The organism is Chitinophaga ginsengisegetis (genome assembly GCF_900168065.1).
GTDB classification, from domain to species: Bacteria; Bacteroidota; Bacteroidia; order Chitinophagales; family Chitinophagaceae; genus Chitinophaga; species Chitinophaga ginsengisegetis.
In genome coordinates, this window is the sequence record NZ_FUZZ01000006.1 from 73,792 (window position 1) to 96,925 (window position 23,134).

A 23,134-nucleotide genomic window follows, 5' to 3' on the forward strand; every position below is an offset into this window, starting at 1 on the left:
GTATGTCCGGCAGAAAAAAAACGGCCAGAATTTTAACAGCAAGCACTGTTCTTCAATACCTAGTATTTATTCAACAATAAATAGATCATGAAAAAACATCTATTCCGCCTGTTGGCGTTTATGCCGATGCTCGTATTCTTTCAATTTCTTGGAGGCTATGTAATAGCACAGGATGTCCCTCACACCATCCGGGGGAAAGTAGTAGATGCTCAAACCGGCCAGCCTGTAATCGGCGTAACCGTGCGTCTGCAAAATAAAAAGACCGGTGCTGCAACTAATCAGGAAGGGATGTTCACAATTGAAGCATTGTCTTCTGATATATTGCAGTTCACCTCTATCGGGTACGAAGTCTTATTGATCCCCGTTAAAGACCAGACTTTTATTGCTGCTAAACTAGGCGCCTCTAAATCCACCCTGAATGATGTGGTAGTTGTAGGCTATGGCACGCAGAAAAAAATCAATATGACAGGCGCCGTATCTACAGTTAACGCTAAAATGATTGAAGACAGGCCCATCACAACACTGGCAGGCGCATTACAGGGATCTGCTGCAGGATTGGTGATTACCAGGACTTCAGGACAGCCCGGCGCAGAAAATTTTGGGATTCAGATCCGGGGAGCCACCTCAGCAAATGGAGGCGTAAGCCCCCTGGTAATATTGGATGGAATCGCAGCATCAACTACCGTATTACTTACACTGAACCCTAATGATGTTGAGAGTGTCACCATGCTGAAAGATGCCGCAGCTGCATCCATTTATGGCGCACAGGCAGCCGGCGGTGTTATGATCATTACTACAAAAAAAGGGAAAGCCGGGAAACCTGTGTTTGAATATTCCAATCTGCTCTCCGCCCAGAAGCCACAGAACGTTCCGGAAAAATTAAGTCTGCTGGAAGAAATGTTATATGTGAACGTTTCTGCCGCCAATTCAGGCGGAAGCCCTGGCTATTCCTCCACCGATATTAACCGCGTCCGTTTAGGCTTACAGAATTATGTAGACCCCAATGACACCACCCGGTATGTTTATTATAATTCCAAAAGCCAGATAGGTCAGATACTTCGTGATAACAGTGCTATGTCTACCCATAATTTTTCCGTAAGAGGAGGAACAGAGAAAACACATTATCTGATGTCTCTCGGGTTATTTAATCAAAATGGGCTCTTTAAAATAGGTCCCGATAAGTTTAAGCGGTATAATGCGCGCATAAACGTTGGCACCCAGATCACCGATAAAATAACTTTTGATGCAAGGGTGGGTTTTAATGTTACGGATATGTTGCAACCTACGATTACACCTGATGGCACCTGGAGCACCAGCCTGTTAAACGTAATTTACCGGTTCCGCAACCGTAATCCTTTACGGACACCTGAAGGCCGTTATCACGACAATTCTGCTTCGGGTATCACCTCCTATGCTATCCTGGATGCAGGCGGACAGATTAAATCACTGGGCAGGAACCTGGATGGGGTTTTTACGATGCAGTCAAAAGACTGGCTGGTTAAAGGCCTGGACCTTACGGTGAAATATGGCGGACAATATTACAATAACGAAACGGCAAGTTTCTATAAAACAGTACAAACCTGGTTCAGATCTGTGCCGGGAGAAAAACTCCAGGACCCCAATTCATTTGACCGAAGCGTTTCAAGTAACTGGAATAGTAATGTGCAGTTTTTGGCTGATTACGACTGGTCATTTGGAAAGGATCATAGTTTTCATCTGTTGGGAGGCTACCAGTGGAATGATAACCGGTATCAATATCTGGGCGCTTCGGCCAGCAGCCTGGTGAGCAATGATCTGGGTACCCTCAACCTGGGAAATAGTCTCACCAGGGGTAATTCGGATTATATCAGCACCTCCGCCTTTCAGTCTGTATTTGGCAGGTTTAATTATGTGTTCAGGGACAAATTCCTGGTGGAAGCTACGCTTCGGTCAGACGAAAGCTCCCGCCTCTCTCCTGGACGAAGAACAAAGGTATTCCCTGCAGTATCTGCCGGATGGAAGTTACAGAATGAACCCTGGTTCGCAACGATGAAGTCCGTGTTCTCGGAATTTAAAATCAGGGGTTCCTGGGGCCGTCTCGGAAGCGCTGAAGGTGGCATCATCGGACAGTACGATTTTATTGATAAATTGTCTCAGGGCTCCAATGTTGTTTTAGGAAACACAGAAACAAAGTCCACTTATTTCTATAATGGCGCCATTCCGTCGGCAACATTAACCTGGGAAACACTGGAAACTTCCAATATAGGAGTTGATCTGGGATTGCTCAGGAGCAAACTGAATGTCAGCTTTGATTATTATGTGAAACATAATAACAACATGCTGGTGCCCCAGCAATTACCGGTGATATTAGGAATCGATGCCCCCGTTATCAACGGAGGCCGGCTCCGTTCCTGGGGCTGGGAAGTGCAGTTGACCTATGCAGACAGGACAGAAAGTGGTATCGATTACGGCGTCTCTTTCAACTTATCCGACAACCAGAACAAGCTGCTTAAATACAACAATAACAATAGCGTGTGGCTGGGAACAGTTTCGTTACTGGAAGGGTATCCTTTAAATACTATCTGGGGATATCAGACCGATGGATATATTCAGAATCAAAAAGATCTCGATAATTCACCTTTCTACAGCAGCCTGATTGGCATCGGCGATGTGAAATATGTAGACAAAGACCGTAATGGTATCCTTAATAACGGCGCAGGAACCGTTAACAAACGGGGCGACCTGGTGTATCTTGGTACCAACCAACCACGTTATACATTTGGCTGGACAGGCTCTGTTGGCTGGAAAGGAATTGATCTCCAGGTATTCTTGCAGGGAGTGCTGCAGAATACTTTCCTGGCTGAAACAGATGCTATACATCCCTCTACCGGCAGTTGGATAATTCCGCTGAAAATGCATCTTGATTACTGGACGGAAGATAACAGGAATGCGGCGTTCCCCCGCCCCAGAACCGGCACTGCCAGCTACCTGACTTCTGATAAATGGACAATGAACGGAGCGTATATGCGCCTGAAGAACATCCAGGTAGGATATAGTTTGCCTAAGCAGCTACTGGAGAAAGTACATGTTAGCCGGCTTCGTTTATTTTTCAGCGCACAGGATATCCTGACCTGGGATAAGCTGGGTATTTTCTCAAATACTTTCAATCCTGAAAGTATGAACAGTGTAGGACACAATTATCCTTTATTCGGTACCTATTCCTTTGGGGTGAATCTTTCTTTTTAATCCAGTAAAAATTCAAGAGATGAAATACATTAAATATCTGATTCTTGCAGTTATGCTAACGGGTGCGGGATCTTGTTCAGTAGACCGTGTTCCGGAAACGCAGTTAAGTGATGCTACTTTCTGGCGAAGCGAAGGGGATCTGAATTCGGCAGCCAATTACCTGTATACGTTCCTTCCTTCACTTCCTGTATATGACGATAATATGTCTATAGATGGTTTTGCAGTTTATCCGAACGAAGTTAGTAACGGAACAAGGACCGTACCTAACTGGGACGATGATTATGCAAACGCTTACAAGCTGATCAGGGCTGCCTGCAACATTATTGCCAAAGCACCCAGGGCTACATCGGCGGGGGTGGATCCGGGGATTGTAGAAAAATATGTAGCGGAAGCGAGATTTTTCAGGGCCTGGGCATATTACAATCTTGTAAAGCGGTATGGAGATGTTATCCTCGTAACAACCCCGCTTGCCAGTGATGCCAAAGAATTGACAGCGGCCAGAACAAACCGCGAAATAGTATATGATACGATCTATGCAGATCTTGAATTTGCAGCGGCCAAACTACAACTGCCCTCTGCTATGGGAGAATCGAACTACGGAAGGATTTCACGTACTGCAGTGTGGGCTGTTGAATCCAGGGCGGCGCTTTTTGAAGGCACCTGGAATAAATTTCACAATGCAGGCGAATGGCGTACCCACCTGGAAAGGGCAAAGAATGCAGCCGAAAAAGTGATCCAGTCCGGCGAGCATAGCTTGTATACAGGAGGCTATTTCAACCTGTATCAATACCAGGCGGAAGGCATGGGTAATAAAGAGAATGTTATGGTAAGACGCTATGGGGCAAACGATGCCAATATTATCAGTTATCACAATATTCCCATGGCAATAATTTCCGGCGGTGTGGTAAATCCCACCAAATACCTTGTTGATGCTTATTTAATGAAAGATGGATTACCAATTGATAAATCGCCCCTCTATAATACACCGGATTCAGCGAACCATGTGTTCAATAACCGGGATAAAAGACTGAGTGAAACGGTAATGAAAAGAGGTGATAATTTTAGTCTTACAGGAAAATTTGTGGTTTCTACCAGTTCTACCGGGTATAATTACAGGAAGTATGTTATTCAGGAAGACATGGGTAAATCCAGATCTTATATAGATTATGCCATTATCCGCTATGCAGAGGTGCTGCTGAATTACGCTGAGGCCAAATATGAGCTGGATGCCGGTATTACAGACGCCGATCTTGACCGCACAATAAACCAGTTGCGTGACCGCGGTGAAGTAGCCCACCTGACCAACGCATTTGCAACTGCCCATGGATTGAATATCCGTGAAGAGATCAGGCGGGAACGCAGAGTAGAACTGTCTATGGAAGGCTTCCGCTATTGGGATCTGTTACGCTGGAAGACGGCAGAAACTGAACTGCCGAAACCCGTATTGGGCGCTTATTTTTTTAAAGATGAATTCCTGGCGCTGGGATATTCCCTGACGCCGAATTTGAATCCGGATAACTACATTATGCCGGAATCCGGTAACATGCGCACTTTCCTTCCGCAAAGAGATTACCTGTGGCCCTTGCCGCTCACTGAGATCAGTATGAATCCAAATCTTGTGCAAAATCCTAACTGGAACTAATAAAATTTTAAGAGATGAAAAAATCAGGCTTTCTATTATCAGTAGCGCTATTGCTCGCGATAGCATGCATCGTGGGTTGCAAAAAAACTGATATTCACAGCAGTCTCCAGCCCAAGGTAGATAGTGTTAATAATATTACGCTCATCACATATACCAGGGTTAAACTGGGAGGAAGTGACAGTGTTACACTCGCCCGTGGCCGGGGGCTGGCAGCAGCTGTATCCTATGCATACAAGAACCTGGCGGGTGGATCATCCAGTATAGATCTGATATTTGATCAGGGGAAATTCTGGAATACAGACCCTCTTACCGGTAATGCTTTTACCGGAGGTAAATTCCTCGTCACTGATCTTACGCCGGCAGCATTTGATGCCCTCAATTCAAAAAGCGCGCTGGAAGCTTACGGGTTCAAAGCTACGCAGGATGCAGTTCCGCTGTCTGCAGGCAAAGTGATATTTGTTCACACAAAAGAGGGCTATGATTGCCTGGTTAAGATCATAACGCTTTTCCCGCCATCAGGCAGCGTCACTTTTGATTACAAGATCGCAGTGCTATGAGATTCTCAAAAAAACAGTTTCATTTTAACTTACTCACTATGAATAGGAAAGTATTTACGTTGGCTATCGCTACTGCATTTGCCTGGTTTGCGTTACCAGGATGTAAAAAGGATAAATCGGAAGATCTGATCCTGCTGGACTCATATGATGAAGTATGGCTTGGAGGATGGGATGGGGCCAATGGCAGCGGTTTGGATGCTGATAACGGACAAGTATATGGGTATGGCTCCTTGAGCGGCGCCAGTCGTTATGTAGATCTGTTCTTTGACCGCTCGGCGTTTTTTAGCTACGATGCAGATGGGAATGAGCTGCCGGACGTGGGAACAAGATTCGCTGCTACGAACTTTACTCCGGCACAATTTGATGCGATGGCGGATGATAGGGATTTTAGACTCCTGGAACCAACTGCTGCCAATGATTCTATCAGGTTTGCACTTAATGATGTGGTATTGTTCAAAACCAGGTGGGGTAAGAAAGGACTAATCAAGATCATTTCGATGACTGGTCCTACGGGCGATCTCAAATGTGCACTCAAGGCACAGGAACGTTAGAAAGTATTTTATCGATAAGAAGAAATTGAAAACTGATGATGATGAGATCCATAACCCGACGTTTGATACTGTTGCCAGTGCTTTTGTTCTCTAAGCCAATCGTAAATAACAGCTTCGCACAGGATAAGACGAGGTTTGAAGATTGCAGCGTATTGCTGGTTTCGGATACACTAACAATAGGGAACTCAAAAATAGAAAGAAGATTTCTCTGGAATAATGGCAACCTGATCTCCCTGGATATTACGAACCGGCAAACAGGACGGAGAACGGTGTTCGGGAACAGGGATACTGATTTCTCATTACCCGGTAAGATGCACGCCAGGGATGGAGCAGGCTCGCTGGAAACGAAGATCGGCAGGGAAGAAGATTTCCGGGAACGCCGGCTGGAAGCAATAGTACTTACAAAGGTGAATGATCTTGAAGTAAAACGGGTGTTTCGGATTTATCCGGAAACACCCGCCATTGCATGCGATTATTATTTCAAAGGTACCATGGATAGCACGGTTCAGCTCCGCTTGTCCAGCCCGGGAGATCTGGTGAACGTGGAGAATATTTCTGAAGTCAACAAAGAACAGCTTCCGGTAATGCGATTGGATAGAATGGGGTTATCCGGTAATCACTGGAAGGTAAGGGCTGTGCAGTTTTTTGATATCACTGACCGGCATACAACGACCGTAAAATTCACAGATCAGCTGGCCTATATTTTTGGAAACCAGCTGGTAGGTAATCTGTTATTGATGAACAGTGGAATAGGTAAGGAAGGGCTCTTCTGGTTAAAGGAGGGGCCCTCGCCTTCCGTTCAGCATGCATATCCCGGATTTGATTTCTCAGTAAAAACGGGTTCATTTCAAATGACCGGAGCAGGTGTCGAAGGAAAAGACATAGATACGCTCGAATGGATAAGGGGCTACGGCTTTGTTTTTGGGGTGAGCGACGGTTCGGAAATTGGCCAGCTGACTTCATTGAGGGAATATCAGCGGCATATCAGGAAGTATGTTCCCGCCAGGGATGATATGGTGATGATGAATACATGGGGAGAAAGGGGAGAGGGGGAAAATTTAAATGAAGCTTTTGCATTGAATGAAATCCGTACCGCCGCCAGGTTAGGGGTAAATGTATTCCAGCTGGATGCGGGGTGGTATCAGGCGGGAACTAAAAATATGGACTCTTTCTGGCTTCCCCACAAACAAAAATTTCCAAACGGACTGGCGCCCCTGATTGAAGCTGGCAAAAAAAATCATGTGGAAATCAGTCTTTGGTATGAACCGGATCCGGAAGATGATTATGCCCACTGGAAAAGGGATGCCGGGATACTCACACGGATTTATAATAAATACGGGATTAAAATCTATAAGATAGACGGCGTTCAGATAACTTCAAAAAAAGGAGAGATCAATTTCAGGAAGTTGCTCGACTCCGTAGTGACTGCCACCGGTAACAAAGCATTTTTTAATATTGATATCACAGCAGGAAGAAGGAATGGCTATCATTATTTCAATGAGTATGGCAATTTTTTCCTCGAGAACCGGTATACCGATTGGGGTAACTATTATCCTTATCAGACGTTACGCAATGCCTGGAATCTCTCACGGTATTTCCCTTTGCAGAAGTTATTGATAGAATTTCTGAATACAGAAAGGAACAAGGATAAGTATTCTGCTGATGATGTTTTTGCGCCAGGGCATATTCCATTTGAATATACTTTTGCGATTACCATGATGGCTCAACCGCTGGCGTGGCTGGAAGCCCATCGTCTTTCCGCCGGACAGCTGGCAGCTATAGCTCCTGTAGTGGCAAAGTACAGGAAGTACCAGCACGACATTCACGCAGGCAACATTTTTCCCATTGGTGAGGAGCCTGATGGACGCTCCTGGACCGGGTTTCAATCTATTCAGAAGGGACGGGGCTATATTATTGTATACAGGGAAGATAACAGCAGGAACGCTGCATTTCTTAAAACTTTCTTTAGCATGGGGAGTCGCATAAGTTTTAAGCCGCTGACAGGCAAAGGGAAGGCGTTTGTTGCAGTGGCAGGAGATGATGGGCGGATTAAATTTTCCCTTCCCGCTCCTGATAGCTATGCTTTATATGAATATAAAATTCAGTGACGGAGTCATTTTACGATTCCCTTGTATGCATTAAAATGAAAACATGAGTAACACAAATTGGAGCAGGCGGTCTTTTATTCAGCAGGGCGCAATATTGGGCGCGGGGTTGGGTATGTTGCCTTTAATATCATGGAAAGCGCCCGGTAGCGGCGATTTTGTAGAATTCATATCCCCGATTGATGGAGATATGCTGCATGTCCGGGACGGCAAACAGTTGAAAAACGGTGTTGGGGTTAAGGTGAAAATTAAACCTGTCGCTCCGGGAAAAATAAACCTTACCATTAATAATATACAAGCCAAAGAAGAGAGTGGTAATTATACAGCTGATATTATACTGAAGGGTTTTGAGAATAAGATCAGCGTGTGCGACACGCTTACCGGCCGCAAAAGCACTATCACCGTTTTCTACCTGAGTAAACTGAATAATCAGTACAGGCTGTCTGTAGATGATGCTATTTGGTTCCTGAAAGACATTCACATTAACGCAGCTGTATACACATCGGTTTTTGATAACCCGTTTATGGGTTTGCTGCGAAGTCTTCATGAAGCATATGGCACAAAGGTGCATATTAACCTGTTTTATGAAACGGACGGCTTTAATCTGTCGCAGATGACAGATAAGTTCAAAAAGGAATGGGCACGGAATGCAGATTGGATAAGACTGAGTGTGCATGCAAAAGCCGAGTTTCCGGATGACCCATATATTCATGCAGGCTATGGGGAAATGTACCGCGACTGCCATGCCATCAGGACCCAGATACAACGTTTCGCCGGGAAAGAGGTAATGGATAATACAACAACGCTTCATTGGGGACAGGTGCCGGTAGAAGTGTGCCGGGCTTTAAGAGATGAGGGATATAAGATCCAGGTATGTGACTTCAATGTAGACAATGATCTGCCGCCATGTTCTTATTATCTCGATGTTCCTCACCGCCGGCATATCAATAAGAGATTCATCTGGAGAGATAATAAGGAGAAAATTATTTTCGTGAAAAGCAGCATTATCATTGATACCGTTAAGTTGCAACATATTAAGGGCTTCCTGGATAGCTACGGCGAAAACAATATTATCCCGCCATATGTGGATTTGCTTGTTCACGAACAATATTTTTATCCGGATTATAAAAATTATCAAAAGGATTACCGGGAGAAACTGACTGCTGCTATTGAATGGGCGCAGATGCACAACTATACCCCCGGTTTTCTTAGTGAATGTGTTATTTAGAAAAGCAGAATAAAATGACAGATCAACAGGAATGGTTCGTGGTAGAGAACGAATCAAAGATAGACTCACCGGCATTGCTGGTTTTTCCCGAATATATCAGCAGGAATATATCAGCAATCATAGAACTTACCGGTGATTTAAGTACGCTGAGGCCACACGTAAAAACTGATAAAACACCCGAGATTATTCAATTGATGCGGGATGCAGGTATTAATAAATACAAATGTGCAACTATTGCCGAGGCAGAGATGTTGGCTATGATGGGTGTTAAAGATGTATTGCTTGCCTATCAGCCTACTATCGTTAAAGCGCAGCGGCTCTTTGCATTGATGCGGGCATATCCGGGAACCAGATTTTCCTGTCTCGTAGATAATCTCAGATCGGCAGAAATGCTTTCTTTCCTGGTTGGTGAAAAGAAGCTGACTGTGTATATAGACCTGAATGTAGGGATGAACAGAACCGGTATTCCGGTAGGGGGCGCTTTTATGTTGTATATGAAGATCAGTAAACTTCAGAATATTGAGATTGCCGGATTACACGCTTACGACGGGCATGTAGATGATGCAGATCCAATAACAAGAACAGAACGGGCGAAGGCTATTTTTGCAGCCGTAATGGCACTTAAAGGAGACATAGAATGGAAAGAAAAGGAAACTTTGGAACTGGTAATCGGTGGTTCTCCCACCTTTGCCGTTTATAGTGAGATGGCAGGAAAGAAAGATGATAAGTCCATACAGGTTAGTCCCGGTACATTTACCTTATGGGATGCCGGGTATCATAAGCTGTTGCCGGATTTACCTTTTAAGGTAGCAGCGGTATTGCTTTGCCGGGTAGTATCCATTATTAATAACAACCTGCTATGCATTGACCTGGGGTATAAATCGGTTTCGGCAGAGAACCCGTTGGATAAGCGCGTAGTGTTTCCGTGGGCGCCGGAAGTTGTGCCTGTTTCCCAGAGTGAGGAACATATGGTGATTTCCGTTCCTGATACAAAAAAATTTAATGTCGGAGATACGCTATATGGTGTGCCCTGGCATATTTGTCCAACATTGGCGCTCTATGAAAGAGTACACGTGGTGAAGAAGAAAAGAATGGCCACCACATGGAAGGTGGTGGCAAGAGACAGAATGATTAATTATTAAGCAGGCTATGGAACATAAGCGAAAGTTAATTATCGATGCCCACCTGGACCTGGGCATGAATGCAGTGGAATGGAATCGTGACCTCCGGTTATCTGTGCAGGAGATTCGTAAACGGGAATCCGGTATGACTGATAAACTGGACAGGGGGAAGAATACCGTATCCCTGCCTGCGTTGCGGGAAGGCAATGTTGGACTGGTGGTAGCCACTCAACTGGCAAGATATATCCCATCAGGACGGCCCGATGATGGGGACCCGTATTGGAATTCGCCGGAAATATGCTGGAGTATCACACAGGCACAGCGTAGCTACTATAAAGCAATGGAAGATCTGGGAGAAATGGTACAGATCACCGGTAAGAAAGAGTTGCGCGCCCATCTGGACACCTGGCTGAAAGGAGATAGTGCGGACAATAACCATAAGCCGGTAGGATATATTCTTAGCCTGGAAGGGGCCGATTCCCTGGTAAACCTGAGTTTCCTCGAAAAAGCATATGCTTATGGACTCCGTGCCATTGGGGTGTCTCACTATGGTCAGGGAAGGTATGCCGGGGGAAGCGGAACGGAATCCGGATTTACCGGCATCGGCCGCGAATTACTTCGTGAAATGGATAGACTGCATATGATCCTCGACGTAACGCATTTAACGGACCAGGGTTTTATGGAAGCGGTTGAATGGTACAAAGGCCCTGTTTGGGCCAGTCATCATAATTGCAGGGCCGTTATCAGTGGTCAGCGACAACTATCTGATGATCAGTTACGGATACTGATAGACAGAGGGGCTGTAATCGGCGGTGCATTGGATAACTGGATGCTGGCTGAAAACTGGGTGCGTGGGGTCGATGATCCGTTAAAACGTCAGGTTGGGCTGGAGAAATTAATAGACCATTACGACCATATCTGCCAGTTGGCCGGCAATAGTTTGCATTGCGCCATAGGCAGTGATCTCGATGGTATGTATGGAACAGAACAAAGTCCTTACGACCTTGATACGATTGCAGACCTGCAAAAAATAAGCAGTCTGTTACTACAGCGTGGCTATAGTGAAGAAGACGTTGATAATATATGCTATGGTAACTGGATGCGTTTTATGGAGGCCAATTTGCCATGATTTTGAAATATTATCTACAAAAAACACTTTAAATTGTATACAAAATTAGAAATGTTTGTTTACTTTTGTAAGAAGTCAGAAGGTAGAAGCTTAGAGTATACCTCACACCCGCCAGATCAACCAATGTTTTTGTATACAATTTTAAATAGTATTTAATGAATATCGTCGAAGTAAAAAGCACTGTTAAAACGGCTGATACAGGAGCATATTCAGCAGCTGTCCTGGTAAATGGCTGGCTTTACATAAGTGGTCAGGGACCGCTTGATCTTAAAAGCGGAGCGGTTATAAGCGGTTCAATTGAAGAAGAAACAGCGTTAACGTTATCCCATATACGTGAAATTGTGCAGGCGGCAGGAGGGACCATGCAAAATATTGTAAAGTGTACGGTTCATCTCAGTGATATCAATGATTTTGATCGTTTCGATAAAACTTATGCCGCTATTTTTCCGGGGATAAAACCTGCAAGAACAACCGTACAATCTGTTTTGTCAGATGGGATAAAGATTGAAATCGATGCGGTAGCATTTATTGGCTAAAATAAATATCTTCCAATGGACGGAAAAATAAAGATAGGTACAGTAGGTCTGGGACTAATGGGCAGCAGTATCGTTACGTGTCTGCTGGCGGCAGGACACCAGGTAATTTCCGTTGTGAAAAGCATTGATGAGGCAGGCCCCGCCAGGGAAAGAGTCCTGGGGTATCTGAATGAAATGCAGCAGGAAGGCCTTTTATCGGCGTCACCAGCTGAACTGGCCGATAATCTGACCATCACTGACTCACTGAAAGATTTATCTGCAATGCCGGTGGTCATTGAATCTGTATATGAAGATGCGTATGCCAAGAAACAGATTTATGCTGAACTGGAGAAGTACATACAACCGGATGCCATCATAGGCAGCAACACTTCTGCTATACCGGTTTCCATATTACAGGCAGGTTTAAATCATCCCGGGCGGTTTTTAGGTATACATTGGGCGGAACCCGCTCATATCACCCGTTTCATGGAAATTATCTGTGGCGATAAAACAGATCCGGCAAACGCGGAAAGAATTAAAATACTGGCTGAACACTGGGGGAAGGAACCTTCTGTTCTCCGGAAGGATATCCGTGGATTTATTACAAACAGGATCATGTATGCTATGATCAGGGAAGCGTTTCACCTGGTGGACAAGGGATACGCTACTTATGAAGATGTAGATCGTTCTCTCCGCAACGATCTTGGCGCGTGGATTACTTTTGCGGGACCGTTCCGTTTTATGGATCTGACCGGGATACAGGCTTATGCAACTGTAATGGAAGAACTGTTTCCCGAACTGGACAATTCTGCCGAAATGCCCGTATCGATGCGTAAACTGGCAGATGCCGGGGCACAGGGCGTAAGAAATGCACACGGTTTTTATCCTTATTCCAAAGCATCTGCGGAAGAGTGGGAAAGATGTTTCACCCGCTTTAGTTTTGATATACGCAAGCTCGCTGAAAAATACCCGGGCAATATTGGTGACCGGATTAATAACGCAGATAACTCCGCAGAAGAATAATGAAAAGGATCATCATATCATGGGGGTTACTGTTGCTTTGTAACCTGATGTGGGCTTTACAGTTTACCTGCATTAAGTTGGTGCAGGATCAGGTTGGACCCTATTTTACTGTATGGGCGCCTATGACAATGGCCGTTTTATTGCTGCTGCCTTTTATTCTCCGTGAACGTAATGATCAGAAGAGATCTGTATCTGATTTGCTTGTTTTTGTGAGACTGGGCCTGTTGGGGGCTTTCCCCGCACAGGTACTGATGACCTGGGGAACACAATATTCTACCGCCACCAATGCCGCTGTATTAACACTCAGCCTGCCGGTAATATCGACGCTCTTTGCTTTTCTCATGCTGAAGGAGAAAATGAACCCGGTAAGGTGGATCAGTTTTGCGGTAGCCATTATAGGTGTCGTACTATGCACGTTCGGGGATATAAGACAGGCTGATTTTACGGCTGGCTATACAGTGGGGAACCTGCTCATTTTCCTGGCAATCGTGGGAAATGCATATTATAATACCGGTTGTAAGGCCATAGCCTCACGCTATTCTGAAATAGAAATGGTATTCTACACATATGTTGTCATGATCATTTTTCTGACACCGCTTGTACTGTTTTATGAGCCGGAAGTGTTCGGAAGAATTAGTGTATTCACTGTGCAAACATGGACGGGGTTAGCATTGCTTACACTCTTTCATAATTTCTTATCCATGGTGCTCTTTTTCAAAGCACTCAAAACGCTGGATGCCATGCAGGTGGCCCTCTCCAATTATATGATCACTTTCATGGGATTACCAATTGCAGCTATCTGGCTGGGGGAAGCACTCAGTGGTTATGCTATTGCCGGTGGTATGCTGGTATTGGCAGGTACATTAATCGTCACTATTGTAGATTATCGAATGAGTAATCATACAGCCATCATAAAAAACTAAAAAATGGAAAATTTTAAACCCTTGAAAGGTGTAGTACCAATTATACCAACCCCGTTTACAAAAGAAGAAGAGATCGATGAAGAAAGTTTACGGAATCTCGTGGATTTTGCTGTTAACGCAGGTGTGGAAGCGGCGTGTTTGCCCGCTTATGCAAGCGAATTTTATAAATTGACAGATGATGAAAAACTAAGGGTCGTAAAGATAGCTGTGAATCAGGCAGCGGGAAGGATTAAGATCATCGGCCAGTCCAATCATGCATCACTGAAACTGGCAATTAAATTAGCACAGGCGAACGTGGAAGCCGGCGCAGATGTAATTTCATTGGCGGTACCGCGTATTTTTAACCTGCCGGAATCTTCCATTGAGGAATACCTGGGTGAATTTATGCAATCTATTCCCAATACGCCGGTACTGGTGCAGGATTTTAATCCCGGTGGCCAGTCTATCAGTGTGGAAATGATTTGCAACCTGATGAAAGAACATAGCAACTTCAAATACCTCAAACTGGAAGAACCCCTTTGTGCGCCCAAGTTTAAAGAAATCATTGATGCTACAAATGGAAATATCGGGCTATTTGAAGGCTGGGGAGGCTTATATATGCTGGAGCTGATACCTACCGGTATTACCGGCGTGATGCCTGGCTTAGGAGTATCCGATATATTGCAGAAGGTTTTTCTGTTGAGAAAAGGAGGGGATAATGATAAGGCAATGCGGCTTTTCGAGAAGGTAATGCCCCAGATATTCTTTTCTCTGCAGAACATGGAATTGTTCCACTATGCGGAAAAAGAATTATTAATGGCACGGGGAATATTGAGAAACAGCCATGTCCGCAAGGCATCTTACACACCGGATGCTTCTACTGCAAGCTATATCAGGGAATTGAATCAAAACATCCTGGAACTGGTAGGGGAAGGAGTTATGCAATAAATTTTTGCTTTCAGATAATCACATATAATGAAAAGAATTTTCACCATCCTGGTTATATGCATGCCTGTTATTTTTTGCTATGGCGCACAGGCCGGCGATAACGGGAATGCCGGTAAGTTCCGTCTGTTGCCGGCGCCACAGAAAGTGGAATGGAATAATGGTACAGGCTTGAAAAGCAATGAACTGAAGGGGATTTTTCTGAAAGGTGATTTGAAACGACCCGCATTGGTTTATCCCTTAGACAACCTGCCGCTGGCAGATCATCCGGGCAAAGGGATACTCACATTGGAAATCTCAAACAACAAAGAGCTGCCGGCTTCCAATGAATCCTATATTCTTCAGATACAGAACGGCGAAGTAACTATTTCCGGTAAAGACGATGCGGGGGTATTTTACGGATGTCAAACCTTGTTGCAGATGCTGGAAGATGCAACGGATCAGCGCATAGACATACCTGCGTGCAGGATTACAGATTTCCCGGATATCCCGTACAGAGCCGTGCACCTGGATCTGAAGTACCATCTTGAAAAAATGGAATATTACTACAGGATGATGGACCGGTTGGCGGGCATAAAAGTAAATGCGGTGATCATTGAATTTGAAGATAAGCTCAGGTATAGAAAAGCAGATAAGGTGGGATCGGGAAATGCGGTGTCAATAGACGAATTTGCGGCATTATCCCGTTACGCAAAGGAACGGCACATTGAAATCAGCCCGTTGGTGCAGGGCCTGGGGCATGTGTCCTTTATTCTTAAGCACGATATTTATACACATTTGCGCGATGACAGGAAGATAGACTGGGTAATTGATCCCCTCAACCCGGAAACTTATGACCTGCATTTCAAAATGTATGATGATGCCATGGAGGCAACACCCGGTAGCAAATATTTGCATATAGGAGGAGATGAGGTGTATAACCTGGGCGCTTCGGAGTTATGCAAACGTTCCGGCATGAAGCCCTTTGAATTGCAGATGTACTGGTTAAATAAAGTTTGTAAATACGTAACCGATCATGGCCGTACGCCTATTTTCTGGGACGACATGGTATTTTCACTCTCCGATTTGTACGGAACCATGCGTAATGACAAAATGCTTGATTCTGCCTGGGTGGAAAAGGAATGGGCAGAGAAACAACATCTGCTGGATGAGAATGTAGGCCTATTCCCTAAGAATTGTATTTACATGCGATGGAATTATAACTTCCCGAAAATACAGGGAAACACTAAAGCCATTGACTGGTTTATGGCCAATGGCATGCAGGTGTGGGGCGCACCAGCCGCGCAGGACATGTCGGCTATGTTGCCAAGACAAAATTCTATTTATCAGCCAACAAAAGATTTCTGTGAGATTGCCGTAGAGAAAAAATTGCCCGGCATGTTATTAACTGCCTGGGATGACTCCTCTCCGCATATGGAAACTTTCTGGCGCGGCTTCTACGATTATGCAGGTTTATCGTGGAACTACCAGGATATGGATGCCGCTGCTGCTCATAAAATATTCCGTCATCGGTTTTATGCACCCGAACTGGCCGCCCCGCAATTTGAATTCCAGGACTCTCTGGAACTGGCACTGGATTTCTGGGACGTGGCATTGATCAATCAGGGACACCGGAGACATTATCCGTATAAAATGGATCTCATTTCTCTGCCGCATCGCGACAGTGCAGGCATCTGGAGCAAAAAATATGCAGATAAAGTGGAACGTGCGCAGCTGGAATTAAAACGATATTCAAATATCAGGACTGTGATAGCTGAAAATAAAAAAAGAGTACGCAGGAACAGGTATTCGTTGGAGTTATTAACAGTGATGAATGAGTTACAGATCTATCCATCCAGACTATTATTGCTGTTGCAAAACTATGATCAGGCGAAGGACAAGGACAGGATAAAGAAAGAAATCGGCAGCCTGGTTAATTCCTTCCCGGCATTGAGAAAGCAATATGAAGATGTGTTTTCAGAACAGCGGTTCCTCTCAAACCCTCCCGGATATATATTAGATCAGAACAATGATCCCATGTTGGGGAATGGAACAAATAACAGCGACTGGATGCATGTTTTTGAACTTGCCTTCAATGATAAATTGTTAAAGTGGTTGAATGAAAAATAACATAGCTAAACTTCTGTTTGTTTTTTTTGAGATTTTGCTGATAGTGCCTGTGCCGGCATTTTCATCGCTGCCAGGAGGACCTCCGGGTGGCGATGAGGCAAATCTCCTTAAACATTTCAGGTTGGTTCCGTTGCCGCAAAAAATAGTCCTCGCCAAAGGGGCAGGGCTAGCCTGCAATGCGCTGGGAAGTATATTTCTGGAAGGCATCGCGCGCCGGCCTGTATTGCAGGCGCCCTTGTCAACGCTACCAGATGCGGAGAGGCCAGGGGAAGGAGTGCTCACTTTACGATTAAAGAACGATCCGTCATTACCGGCTTCCCGGGAAGGATATAAACTGGAAGTTACTGCCAGGCAGGTTGTGATAACAGCAAAAAGCGAGGCCGGTATTTTTTATGGTTGCCAGACGTTGCAGCAATTGCTGGAAGATGCCAGGGATCAGTCACTGCTGATTCCTGCATGTACTATAACTGATTTTCCGGAGATACCGTACAGGGCTGTACACCTTGACCTGAAGTACCACCTGGATAACCTTGACTATTATTACCGGATGATGGACCGCCTGGCGGCCGTTAAAGTGAATGCAGTTATCCTGGAATTTGAGGATAAGTTAAGGTATCGTTCAGCGCCGGTTATCGGAGCGGAGAATTCCATTTCAATAGATGAATTTGCGGCGCTCAGCAGATATGCCAATGAAAGACACATTGAGATCAGCCCGTTGGTACAGGGTTTAGGACATGTGGCCTTCATCCTGAAACATGATGAATATGTAGGTTTGAGGGATGATCCGCGGAAAGACTGGGTGTTTGATCCGTTGGATTCCGGTACTTATGCTTTGCAATTCAGGTTATACGATGAGGCGATTGCCGCAACTCCCAATGGCAAATACCTGCATGTAGGCGGGGATGAAGTGTATAATCTGGGACGGTCGGCAGCCAGCAGAAAGTCGGGCATGACTACCTTCCAGTTACAAATGTACTGGCTGAACAAAGTTTGCGCCTATGCACGGGAACATAACAGGATCCCTGTTTTCTGGGATGATATGATCTTTTCCCTTTCAGGACTTTATATGTCTATGCACGATACCCATACACCAGCCGATTCCGTCAATTTATTATGGGAAAAGAATGCACCGAAAATTGAACAATATCTGCATCTCTTTCCTAAAGACTGCATATACATGCGTTGGCACTATACATACCCGCGGTTGCAGGGTAATCAGAACGCCGTAAACTGGCTTAAATCCCACCAGCTGAAAGTAATGGGCGCCAGTGCAGTACAGGAGATGCATCCCATGATGCCGCGTAACCAGTCACTTTTTAACCCCATAAAAGATTTTAGCTGGGTAGCTGTTACGCACGGATTAGAGGGCATGCTGGCAACTGCCTGGGATGATTCATCCCCTCACTTCGAAACATTCTGGCGTGGGATATATGATTATGCGTGGTTGAGCTGGAAATATACTGATATCGGGCCGGATGAAGCACATGCCGCATTCCGCCATCGTTTCTATGGACCGGCTTTAAGTAATGAGAGATTTGAATTTCAGGATTCACTGGAATTTTTAATGAATTTCCAGGACACCGCATTTGTGAAAAACAGCACCAGGATCACGGTACCGGAAAAAATTGACCTCATAGAACTTCCCGGTTCAGAACTTCCCGCAGATGTATGGCGGACCGTTTACAGGAACCGGGTTAACCTTGCCCGTAAAGAAATTAAACGGTATGAAACAACCCGCGGCATTATTAAAGACAATATAAAATTGGCAAGACGTAATCACTATGCCTTGCGCCTTTTTGAAAGGATAAATGAATTACAGATCTATAATGCAAAAATACTGGATCTGCTCGATGACTATGCAGGAGAAACTACACCAGACGGCCGACAGCGTGCGGTATTAAAGATCAGGTCTGCAGCGGACGGATTTGCAGACTTGAGAAAAGAATATGAGCAGGTGTTTTCGGAAACAAGGTTTTTAGAAAGGCCACCGGGGTACCTGATGGATGATAATTACGACACAATGCTGGCAAATGCCACACAGACAAGCTCAGACTGGATGTACCTTTTTGAATTGAAAATGAATGTAAAACTTGAAGCATGGCTTAAATCCATGCAGTAGCGCATCATCATAGCAAACTAATTCCCGTACACATAAAAGTTATACTAAAAATGGATAATTTAAAGTCAGGTGCATTGCTTATTATTTTCTCCGCCGGTATACTTTTTACCGGATGTAAGCAGAAGCGATATGCAGAGGCGAAAACCGTGGAAAATGAACTGAAAAGTTTTGTTTTGGAAGATGGGTTTGAGATTGAGAATGTCGCCGCTGAACCACAGGTGGTTATGCCTGTTTCCATGGCAATTGATGAGGATGGTAATACATATGTGGTAGAAATGGAGGATTATCCTTTCGTAGCTGATGCAGCAGCCGGAAAAGGAAATATAAAAATGCTGCTGGATGTTGACGGCGATGGTAAGTTCGATTCTGCTTACGTATTTGCACAGCGGATTCCCGATGCCACATCTGTACTTCCCTACAAAAAGGGTATCCTTGTTACGGCTGCCCCGAACATTCTATTTATGAAGGATACCACCGGCGATCATAGAGCGGATGTTATTGATACCATATTCACCGGCTTCTTTACCGGAAACTCAGAAGCACAGATCACCAGTCTCACATATGGGATCGACAACTGGATCTACGCCAATAATCATGGTCAGGCAGGACAGGTGAAATTTTTGAAAAGGCCTGACCTGGCGCCGGTATCAATGGGTGGTCACGATTTCAGGTTCAGACTTGATAAAGAGCAGTTTGAAGCGGAGTCCGGAACGGGGCAGTATGGCCTGGCCATCAATGACTGGAATCATCGTTTTTATACGCAGAATACACTGCATATACAAACGAATCCAATTGCCTGGAGATATCTTCACAGGCATGCCTATATGCCATCCTATAGCGGCGACTACAATCCATCTGACCATGAGATTGAAATGTTCCAGTTAACGCCACCCCCTTACTGGAGGAAAGAACGGAGCGAAAGACGCCAGCGCCAGTATGATTCGCTGAAATTAGACCAGGTGGAGTGGATTTCAGGACATTTTACAGGTGCCTCGGGCGCCACATTTTATGGTGGAGACAATTTCCCTAAAGAGTATTATGGTTCCATTTTTACGGGAGAAGTTTCCGGAAATCTTGTGCACAGAGATGTTTTAACACGTACACCAAATCAATCGTTATATACCGCCAGCCGCGGACCACTTGAAAAAAAGAAAGAATTTCTGGCATCCAAAGATTCCTGGTTTCGTCCCACTTCGTTTTATTCCGGCCCGGATGGTAACCTGTATGTGATTGATATGTACCGTCAACATATTGAAACACCGGTTTCTATACCTGACGACCTGAAAGCTGATATGGATTTCCATGCAGGTAATGACAAAGGCAGGATCCACCTGATTTATCCAAAAGGGGGAAAGAAAGTAGTTAAACCACAGATGAACGCCTTGAGTAGTGGGGAACTGGTGAAACTGCTGACACATCCCGCTGCCTGGTGGCGTACCCAGGCACAACGCCTGTTAATTGACCGCCAGGATCAATCCATAGTGCCGGCTGTCAGAGCTATTTTGGTTTCCAATACAGATGCCAGGTATCGTTTACGGGCATTATATACGCTGGAGGGCCTTCAGGCACTCACAGCAGCTGATGTAAGGGGGGCCATGAATGATGCGGACGCCGGTGTGAGAGAGCATGGCGCCATCTTGTCTGAAAGGTTTCCGGAACTACTGCCCGAACTGTTGAAACTTACAAATGATAGCGTGGCATATGTTGTATTTCAGGCAGCCCTGAGCGCAGGGAATGCGCCGGCTGATAAAGCAATACAGGCATTAAGCCTGACACTGACCAAACACAGCGCAGATTCAATACTGAATATTGCTGTGTTGAGCGCCGAACCCTGCACATCTTTGAAGTTTTTGCAGGCATTGAAAAATAGCGGGAATTATTTTGAAACACCCGGCAAATACAAACTACAGTTTTTAAAGTCATTTGGCTATATCAATGGAGTGAGGAACAACGGTGCAGAAATTGCTGCACTGGCAGGATTCTTACAGGATCCGGTTATTGTAAAAAATCCGGGATGGGCGGATGCGGTTACTACAGGATTGTTGGAAGGTCTTACCGCTGAGGAAAAAACATTATCCGCAGACGCGTTGAAAGCCTTGAAAAAATACGAAGCGAACATAACTGATCCGGGCATAAAAAATACGGTAGCAAAACTATTACAACCGGTAACTTCTTCTAACTAATTTAAAAAGAACTATCATGAATGAAATCGAGAGAAGACAGTTCATCAAAAACGGGATACTTTTTTCAGCCAGCTTTTTAGCAGGAGGCTTACTGTTATTGGGTTGCGGAAATAGTCAGAAAGAAAATGCGACGGGGGACAGGAAAGCAAAAGAAGAAAAGAATGACGCTCCTGCAAAGGATCCCTGTGATGCATCGGCACTGTCTGCCGAAGACCTGAAAGCCCGGAAGGCATTGGGATATGTGGATCAAACGCCCATGAAAGAAAAACGTTGTGGAAATTGTAAGCTGTTTGTACCGGCGCAGGGAGAGAAGTCATGTAATACCTGCCCTTTATTCAAAGGTCCGGTTTCACCTAAAGGATATTGCACCTACTGGGCGCCCAAAGGCATCTGATTTTTCAAACATAAAGCATCAACCGTGAGTCATCATATTTTTTTCAGATTCAGCAAATGCCTGTTACTATTAATTTGCTTTTCGGTAACGGCATTTTCCCAGAAAATACGCGTGGGTGTTTTTGAGGTAAATGCTTCCCCGCCGATAGGCAGCCCGGTTGCTTATGCGGTTACACGTTCCATTACTGATTCCTTAAGTGCGCGGGGTATTGTAGTGTTGTCGGCAGACAAGCCCGTGGTACTGTGTGTGGTGGACTGGATTGGCATTTCCAATGAGGGGCAGGATCGATGGCGCCGGCAGGTGGCAGCCGCAGCCGGAACAACTATAGACAGGGTTTCTATACATACCCTGCATCAACATGATGCCCCCCGTTGTGATTTTACGATTGAAAGAATTATGGAGGAATATGGCCTGGGAGGAAGAAGCATTGACAATACTTTCACTACAGACGTGATCCAAAGAACAGCTGCAGCTGTAAAGAAGGCAATCAGTAATGCACAGGTTGTAACAGCTGTTGGGTGGGGGCAGGCTAAAGTGGATAGTGTAGCTTCCAATCGCAGGATAATGGACGCGGATGGTAACATTACCACGCGCTGGAGCAGCACAAAGGATAGTGCCATGCGTGCAGCACCGGAAGGATTGATAGATCCCTGGCTGAAATGCATCAGTTTCTGGAATGGGAATAAAGCAATTGCGCTGTTAACTTATTACACAACACATCCACAAAGTTATTATGGTACAGGTGATGTAACCTGTGAGTTTGTAGGTATCGCGAGGAATGCCATAGAAAAGCAGCTGGGAATACCCTCTATTCATTTTAACGGCGCAAGCGGCAATATTGCTGCAGGAAAATATAATGATGGGTCTGCCCCGCAGCGTATTGTCCTTGCCCGTCACGTAGAGGAGGGTATGAAGAAAGCATGGCTGAATACCAAAAAGTATCCGCTCCGGAATGCTTCCGTTGCCTGGAGTAACGTAGAAGTGGCACTGCCACTTGGCGCAAACATCATTGAAGCAGATCTTCGCCACCGTATGACCAACGACAGTCTCAATATTCATGAAAAATTCAGGGCGGCAGAAAAACTGGCCTGGTATCAGCGTAGCACCGAAGGGCACAAGGTTAATATTTCCTCACTGAAATTGGGCAATATCTGGTTGCTGAACATCCCGGGTGAGGCATTTGTGGAGTACCAGCTGGCAGCACAAAAAATGCGGCCTCAGGATGTTGTTTGCACTGCTGCATATGAAGAATATGGGCCGGGTTATATAGGAACAAAGGCATCTTATTTTCAGAAAGGCGGATATGAAACCAGCGATATTGTTTCCGGTGTTTCTCCTGATGCGGAATCTGTGCTGTTAAATGCCATTCGTACCGTGCTAAAATGA

General features: G+C 45.1%; 17 protein-coding genes. All 17 read left to right on the top strand.

The genetic code is table 11. The features are described 5' to 3' along the window. Positions 1-87: 87 nt before the first annotated feature. The 17 genes from B5Z18_RS29530 (at position 88) to B5Z18_RS29610 (ending at position 23,134) form a co-directional block, all read left to right on the top strand. Positions 88-3,225: a SusC/RagA family TonB-linked outer membrane protein gene (locus tag B5Z18_RS29530; protein ID WP_079473178.1), complete on the top strand. Its 3,138-nt coding sequence runs from the start codon at positions 88-90 to the stop codon at positions 3,223-3,225. Between the two features lie 19 nt (positions 3,226-3,244). Further along, on the top strand, positions 3,245-4,867 hold the full coding sequence (locus B5Z18_RS29535; RefSeq protein ID WP_079473179.1) for a RagB/SusD family nutrient uptake outer membrane protein: 1,623 nt from the start codon (positions 3,245-3,247) through the stop codon (positions 4,865-4,867). 14 nt (positions 4,868-4,881) lie between these two features. After that, positions 4,882-5,424: a hypothetical protein gene (locus tag B5Z18_RS29540; protein ID WP_079473180.1), complete on the top strand. Its 543-nt coding sequence runs from the start codon at positions 4,882-4,884 to the stop codon at positions 5,422-5,424. 38 nt (positions 5,425-5,462) lie between these two features. Further along, positions 5,463-5,975, top strand: coding sequence for a hypothetical protein (locus B5Z18_RS29545; protein WP_079473181.1), 513 nt, complete (start codon positions 5,463-5,465; stop codon positions 5,973-5,975). Between the two features lie 41 nt (positions 5,976-6,016). Beyond that, positions 6,017-8,083 carry an alpha-galactosidase gene (locus B5Z18_RS29550; RefSeq protein ID WP_159454480.1) on the top strand — a complete coding sequence of 689 codons (2,067 nt, stop codon included), beginning with the start codon at positions 6,017-6,019 and terminating at the stop codon, positions 8,081-8,083. Positions 8,084-8,126: 43 nt separating this feature from the next. Further along, positions 8,127-9,308 (top strand): hypothetical protein, encoded by a 1,182-nt coding sequence (locus tag B5Z18_RS29555; RefSeq protein WP_200817390.1) that lies wholly within the window; start codon positions 8,127-8,129, stop codon positions 9,306-9,308. A gap of 14 nt (positions 9,309-9,322) precedes the next feature. Beyond that, a complete protein-coding gene (locus tag B5Z18_RS29560; RefSeq protein WP_079473183.1) occupies positions 9,323-10,450 on the top strand; it encodes a D-TA family PLP-dependent enzyme in 1,128 nt (375 codons plus the stop codon). 7 nt (positions 10,451-10,457) lie between these two features. Continuing rightward, positions 10,458-11,558, top strand: a complete 1,101-nt coding sequence (locus tag B5Z18_RS29565; protein WP_079473184.1) for a dipeptidase — start codon at positions 10,458-10,460, stop codon at positions 11,556-11,558. 155 nt (positions 11,559-11,713) lie between these two features. After that, a complete protein-coding gene (locus B5Z18_RS29570) occupies positions 11,714-12,094 on the top strand; it encodes a RidA family protein (RefSeq protein WP_079473185.1) in 381 nt (126 codons plus the stop codon). 15 nt (positions 12,095-12,109) lie between these two features. After that, positions 12,110-13,096, top strand: coding sequence for a 3-hydroxyacyl-CoA dehydrogenase family protein (locus B5Z18_RS29575; RefSeq protein ID WP_079473186.1), 987 nt, complete (start codon positions 12,110-12,112; stop codon positions 13,094-13,096). Beyond that, positions 13,096-14,019, top strand: coding sequence for a DMT family transporter (locus B5Z18_RS29580; protein WP_079473187.1), 924 nt, complete (start codon positions 13,096-13,098; stop codon positions 14,017-14,019). Before B5Z18_RS29575 ends, B5Z18_RS29580 begins: the two co-directional genes overlap by 1 nt. Before the next feature lie 3 nt (positions 14,020-14,022). Then, complete coding sequence (locus B5Z18_RS29585; RefSeq protein ID WP_079473188.1) at positions 14,023-14,946, top strand: dihydrodipicolinate synthase family protein; 924 nt, start codon at positions 14,023-14,025, stop codon at positions 14,944-14,946. Positions 14,947-14,973: 27 nt separating this feature from the next. Then, the gene (locus tag B5Z18_RS29590; RefSeq protein WP_079473189.1) at positions 14,974-17,052 is read left to right on the top strand and encodes a family 20 glycosylhydrolase; all 2,079 of its coding nucleotides are present in this window, start codon (positions 14,974-14,976) and stop codon (positions 17,050-17,052) included. Continuing rightward, positions 17,042-19,171, top strand: a complete 2,130-nt coding sequence (locus B5Z18_RS29595) for a glycoside hydrolase family 20 zincin-like fold domain-containing protein (RefSeq protein ID WP_079473190.1) — start codon at positions 17,042-17,044, stop codon at positions 19,169-19,171. The genes B5Z18_RS29590 and B5Z18_RS29595 overlap by 11 nt, the downstream gene beginning before the upstream one ends. A gap of 50 nt (positions 19,172-19,221) precedes the next feature. Next, entirely contained in the window at positions 19,222-21,354 is a 2,133-nt protein-coding gene (locus B5Z18_RS29600) for a PVC-type heme-binding CxxCH protein (RefSeq protein WP_079473191.1), read from the top strand. 16 nt (positions 21,355-21,370) lie between these two features. Continuing rightward, complete coding sequence (locus B5Z18_RS29605; protein ID WP_079473192.1) at positions 21,371-21,748, top strand: high-potential iron-sulfur protein; 378 nt, start codon at positions 21,371-21,373, stop codon at positions 21,746-21,748. 24 nt (positions 21,749-21,772) lie between these two features. Further along, positions 21,773-23,134, top strand: a complete 1,362-nt coding sequence (locus tag B5Z18_RS29610; RefSeq protein ID WP_079473193.1) for a hypothetical protein — start codon at positions 21,773-21,775, stop codon at positions 23,132-23,134.

What these genes read in the sequence shown, in the direction of transcription:
- B5Z18_RS29530 (WP_079473178.1), top strand. Translation starts at nt 88, where the DNA reads ATGAAAAAACATCTATTCCGCCTGTTGGCGTTTATGCCGATGCTCGTA.
- B5Z18_RS29535 (WP_079473179.1), top strand. Translation starts at nt 3,245, where the DNA reads ATGAAATACATTAAATATCTGATTCTTGCAGTTATGCTAACGGGTGCG.
- B5Z18_RS29540 (WP_079473180.1), top strand. Translation starts at nt 4,882, where the DNA reads ATGAAAAAATCAGGCTTTCTATTATCAGTAGCGCTATTGCTCGCGATA.
- B5Z18_RS29545 (WP_079473181.1), top strand. Translation starts at nt 5,463, where the DNA reads ATGAATAGGAAAGTATTTACGTTGGCTATCGCTACTGCATTTGCCTGG.
- B5Z18_RS29550 (WP_159454480.1), top strand. Translation starts at nt 6,017, where the DNA reads ATGAGATCCATAACCCGACGTTTGATACTGTTGCCAGTGCTTTTGTTC.
- B5Z18_RS29555 (WP_200817390.1), top strand. Translation starts at nt 8,127, where the DNA reads ATGAGTAACACAAATTGGAGCAGGCGGTCTTTTATTCAGCAGGGCGCA.
- B5Z18_RS29560 (WP_079473183.1), top strand. Translation starts at nt 9,323, where the DNA reads ATGACAGATCAACAGGAATGGTTCGTGGTAGAGAACGAATCAAAGATA.
- B5Z18_RS29565 (WP_079473184.1), top strand. Translation starts at nt 10,458, where the DNA reads ATGGAACATAAGCGAAAGTTAATTATCGATGCCCACCTGGACCTGGGC.
- B5Z18_RS29570 (WP_079473185.1), top strand. Translation starts at nt 11,714, where the DNA reads ATGAATATCGTCGAAGTAAAAAGCACTGTTAAAACGGCTGATACAGGA.
- B5Z18_RS29575 (WP_079473186.1), top strand. Translation starts at nt 12,110, where the DNA reads ATGGACGGAAAAATAAAGATAGGTACAGTAGGTCTGGGACTAATGGGC.
- B5Z18_RS29580 (WP_079473187.1), top strand. Translation starts at nt 13,096, where the DNA reads ATGAAAAGGATCATCATATCATGGGGGTTACTGTTGCTTTGTAACCTG.
- B5Z18_RS29585 (WP_079473188.1), top strand. Translation starts at nt 14,023, where the DNA reads ATGGAAAATTTTAAACCCTTGAAAGGTGTAGTACCAATTATACCAACC.
- B5Z18_RS29590 (WP_079473189.1), top strand. Translation starts at nt 14,974, where the DNA reads ATGAAAAGAATTTTCACCATCCTGGTTATATGCATGCCTGTTATTTTT.
- B5Z18_RS29595 (WP_079473190.1), top strand. Translation starts at nt 17,042, where the DNA reads ATGAAAAATAACATAGCTAAACTTCTGTTTGTTTTTTTTGAGATTTTG.
- B5Z18_RS29600 (WP_079473191.1), top strand. Translation starts at nt 19,222, where the DNA reads ATGGATAATTTAAAGTCAGGTGCATTGCTTATTATTTTCTCCGCCGGT.
- B5Z18_RS29605 (WP_079473192.1), top strand. Translation starts at nt 21,371, where the DNA reads ATGAATGAAATCGAGAGAAGACAGTTCATCAAAAACGGGATACTTTTT.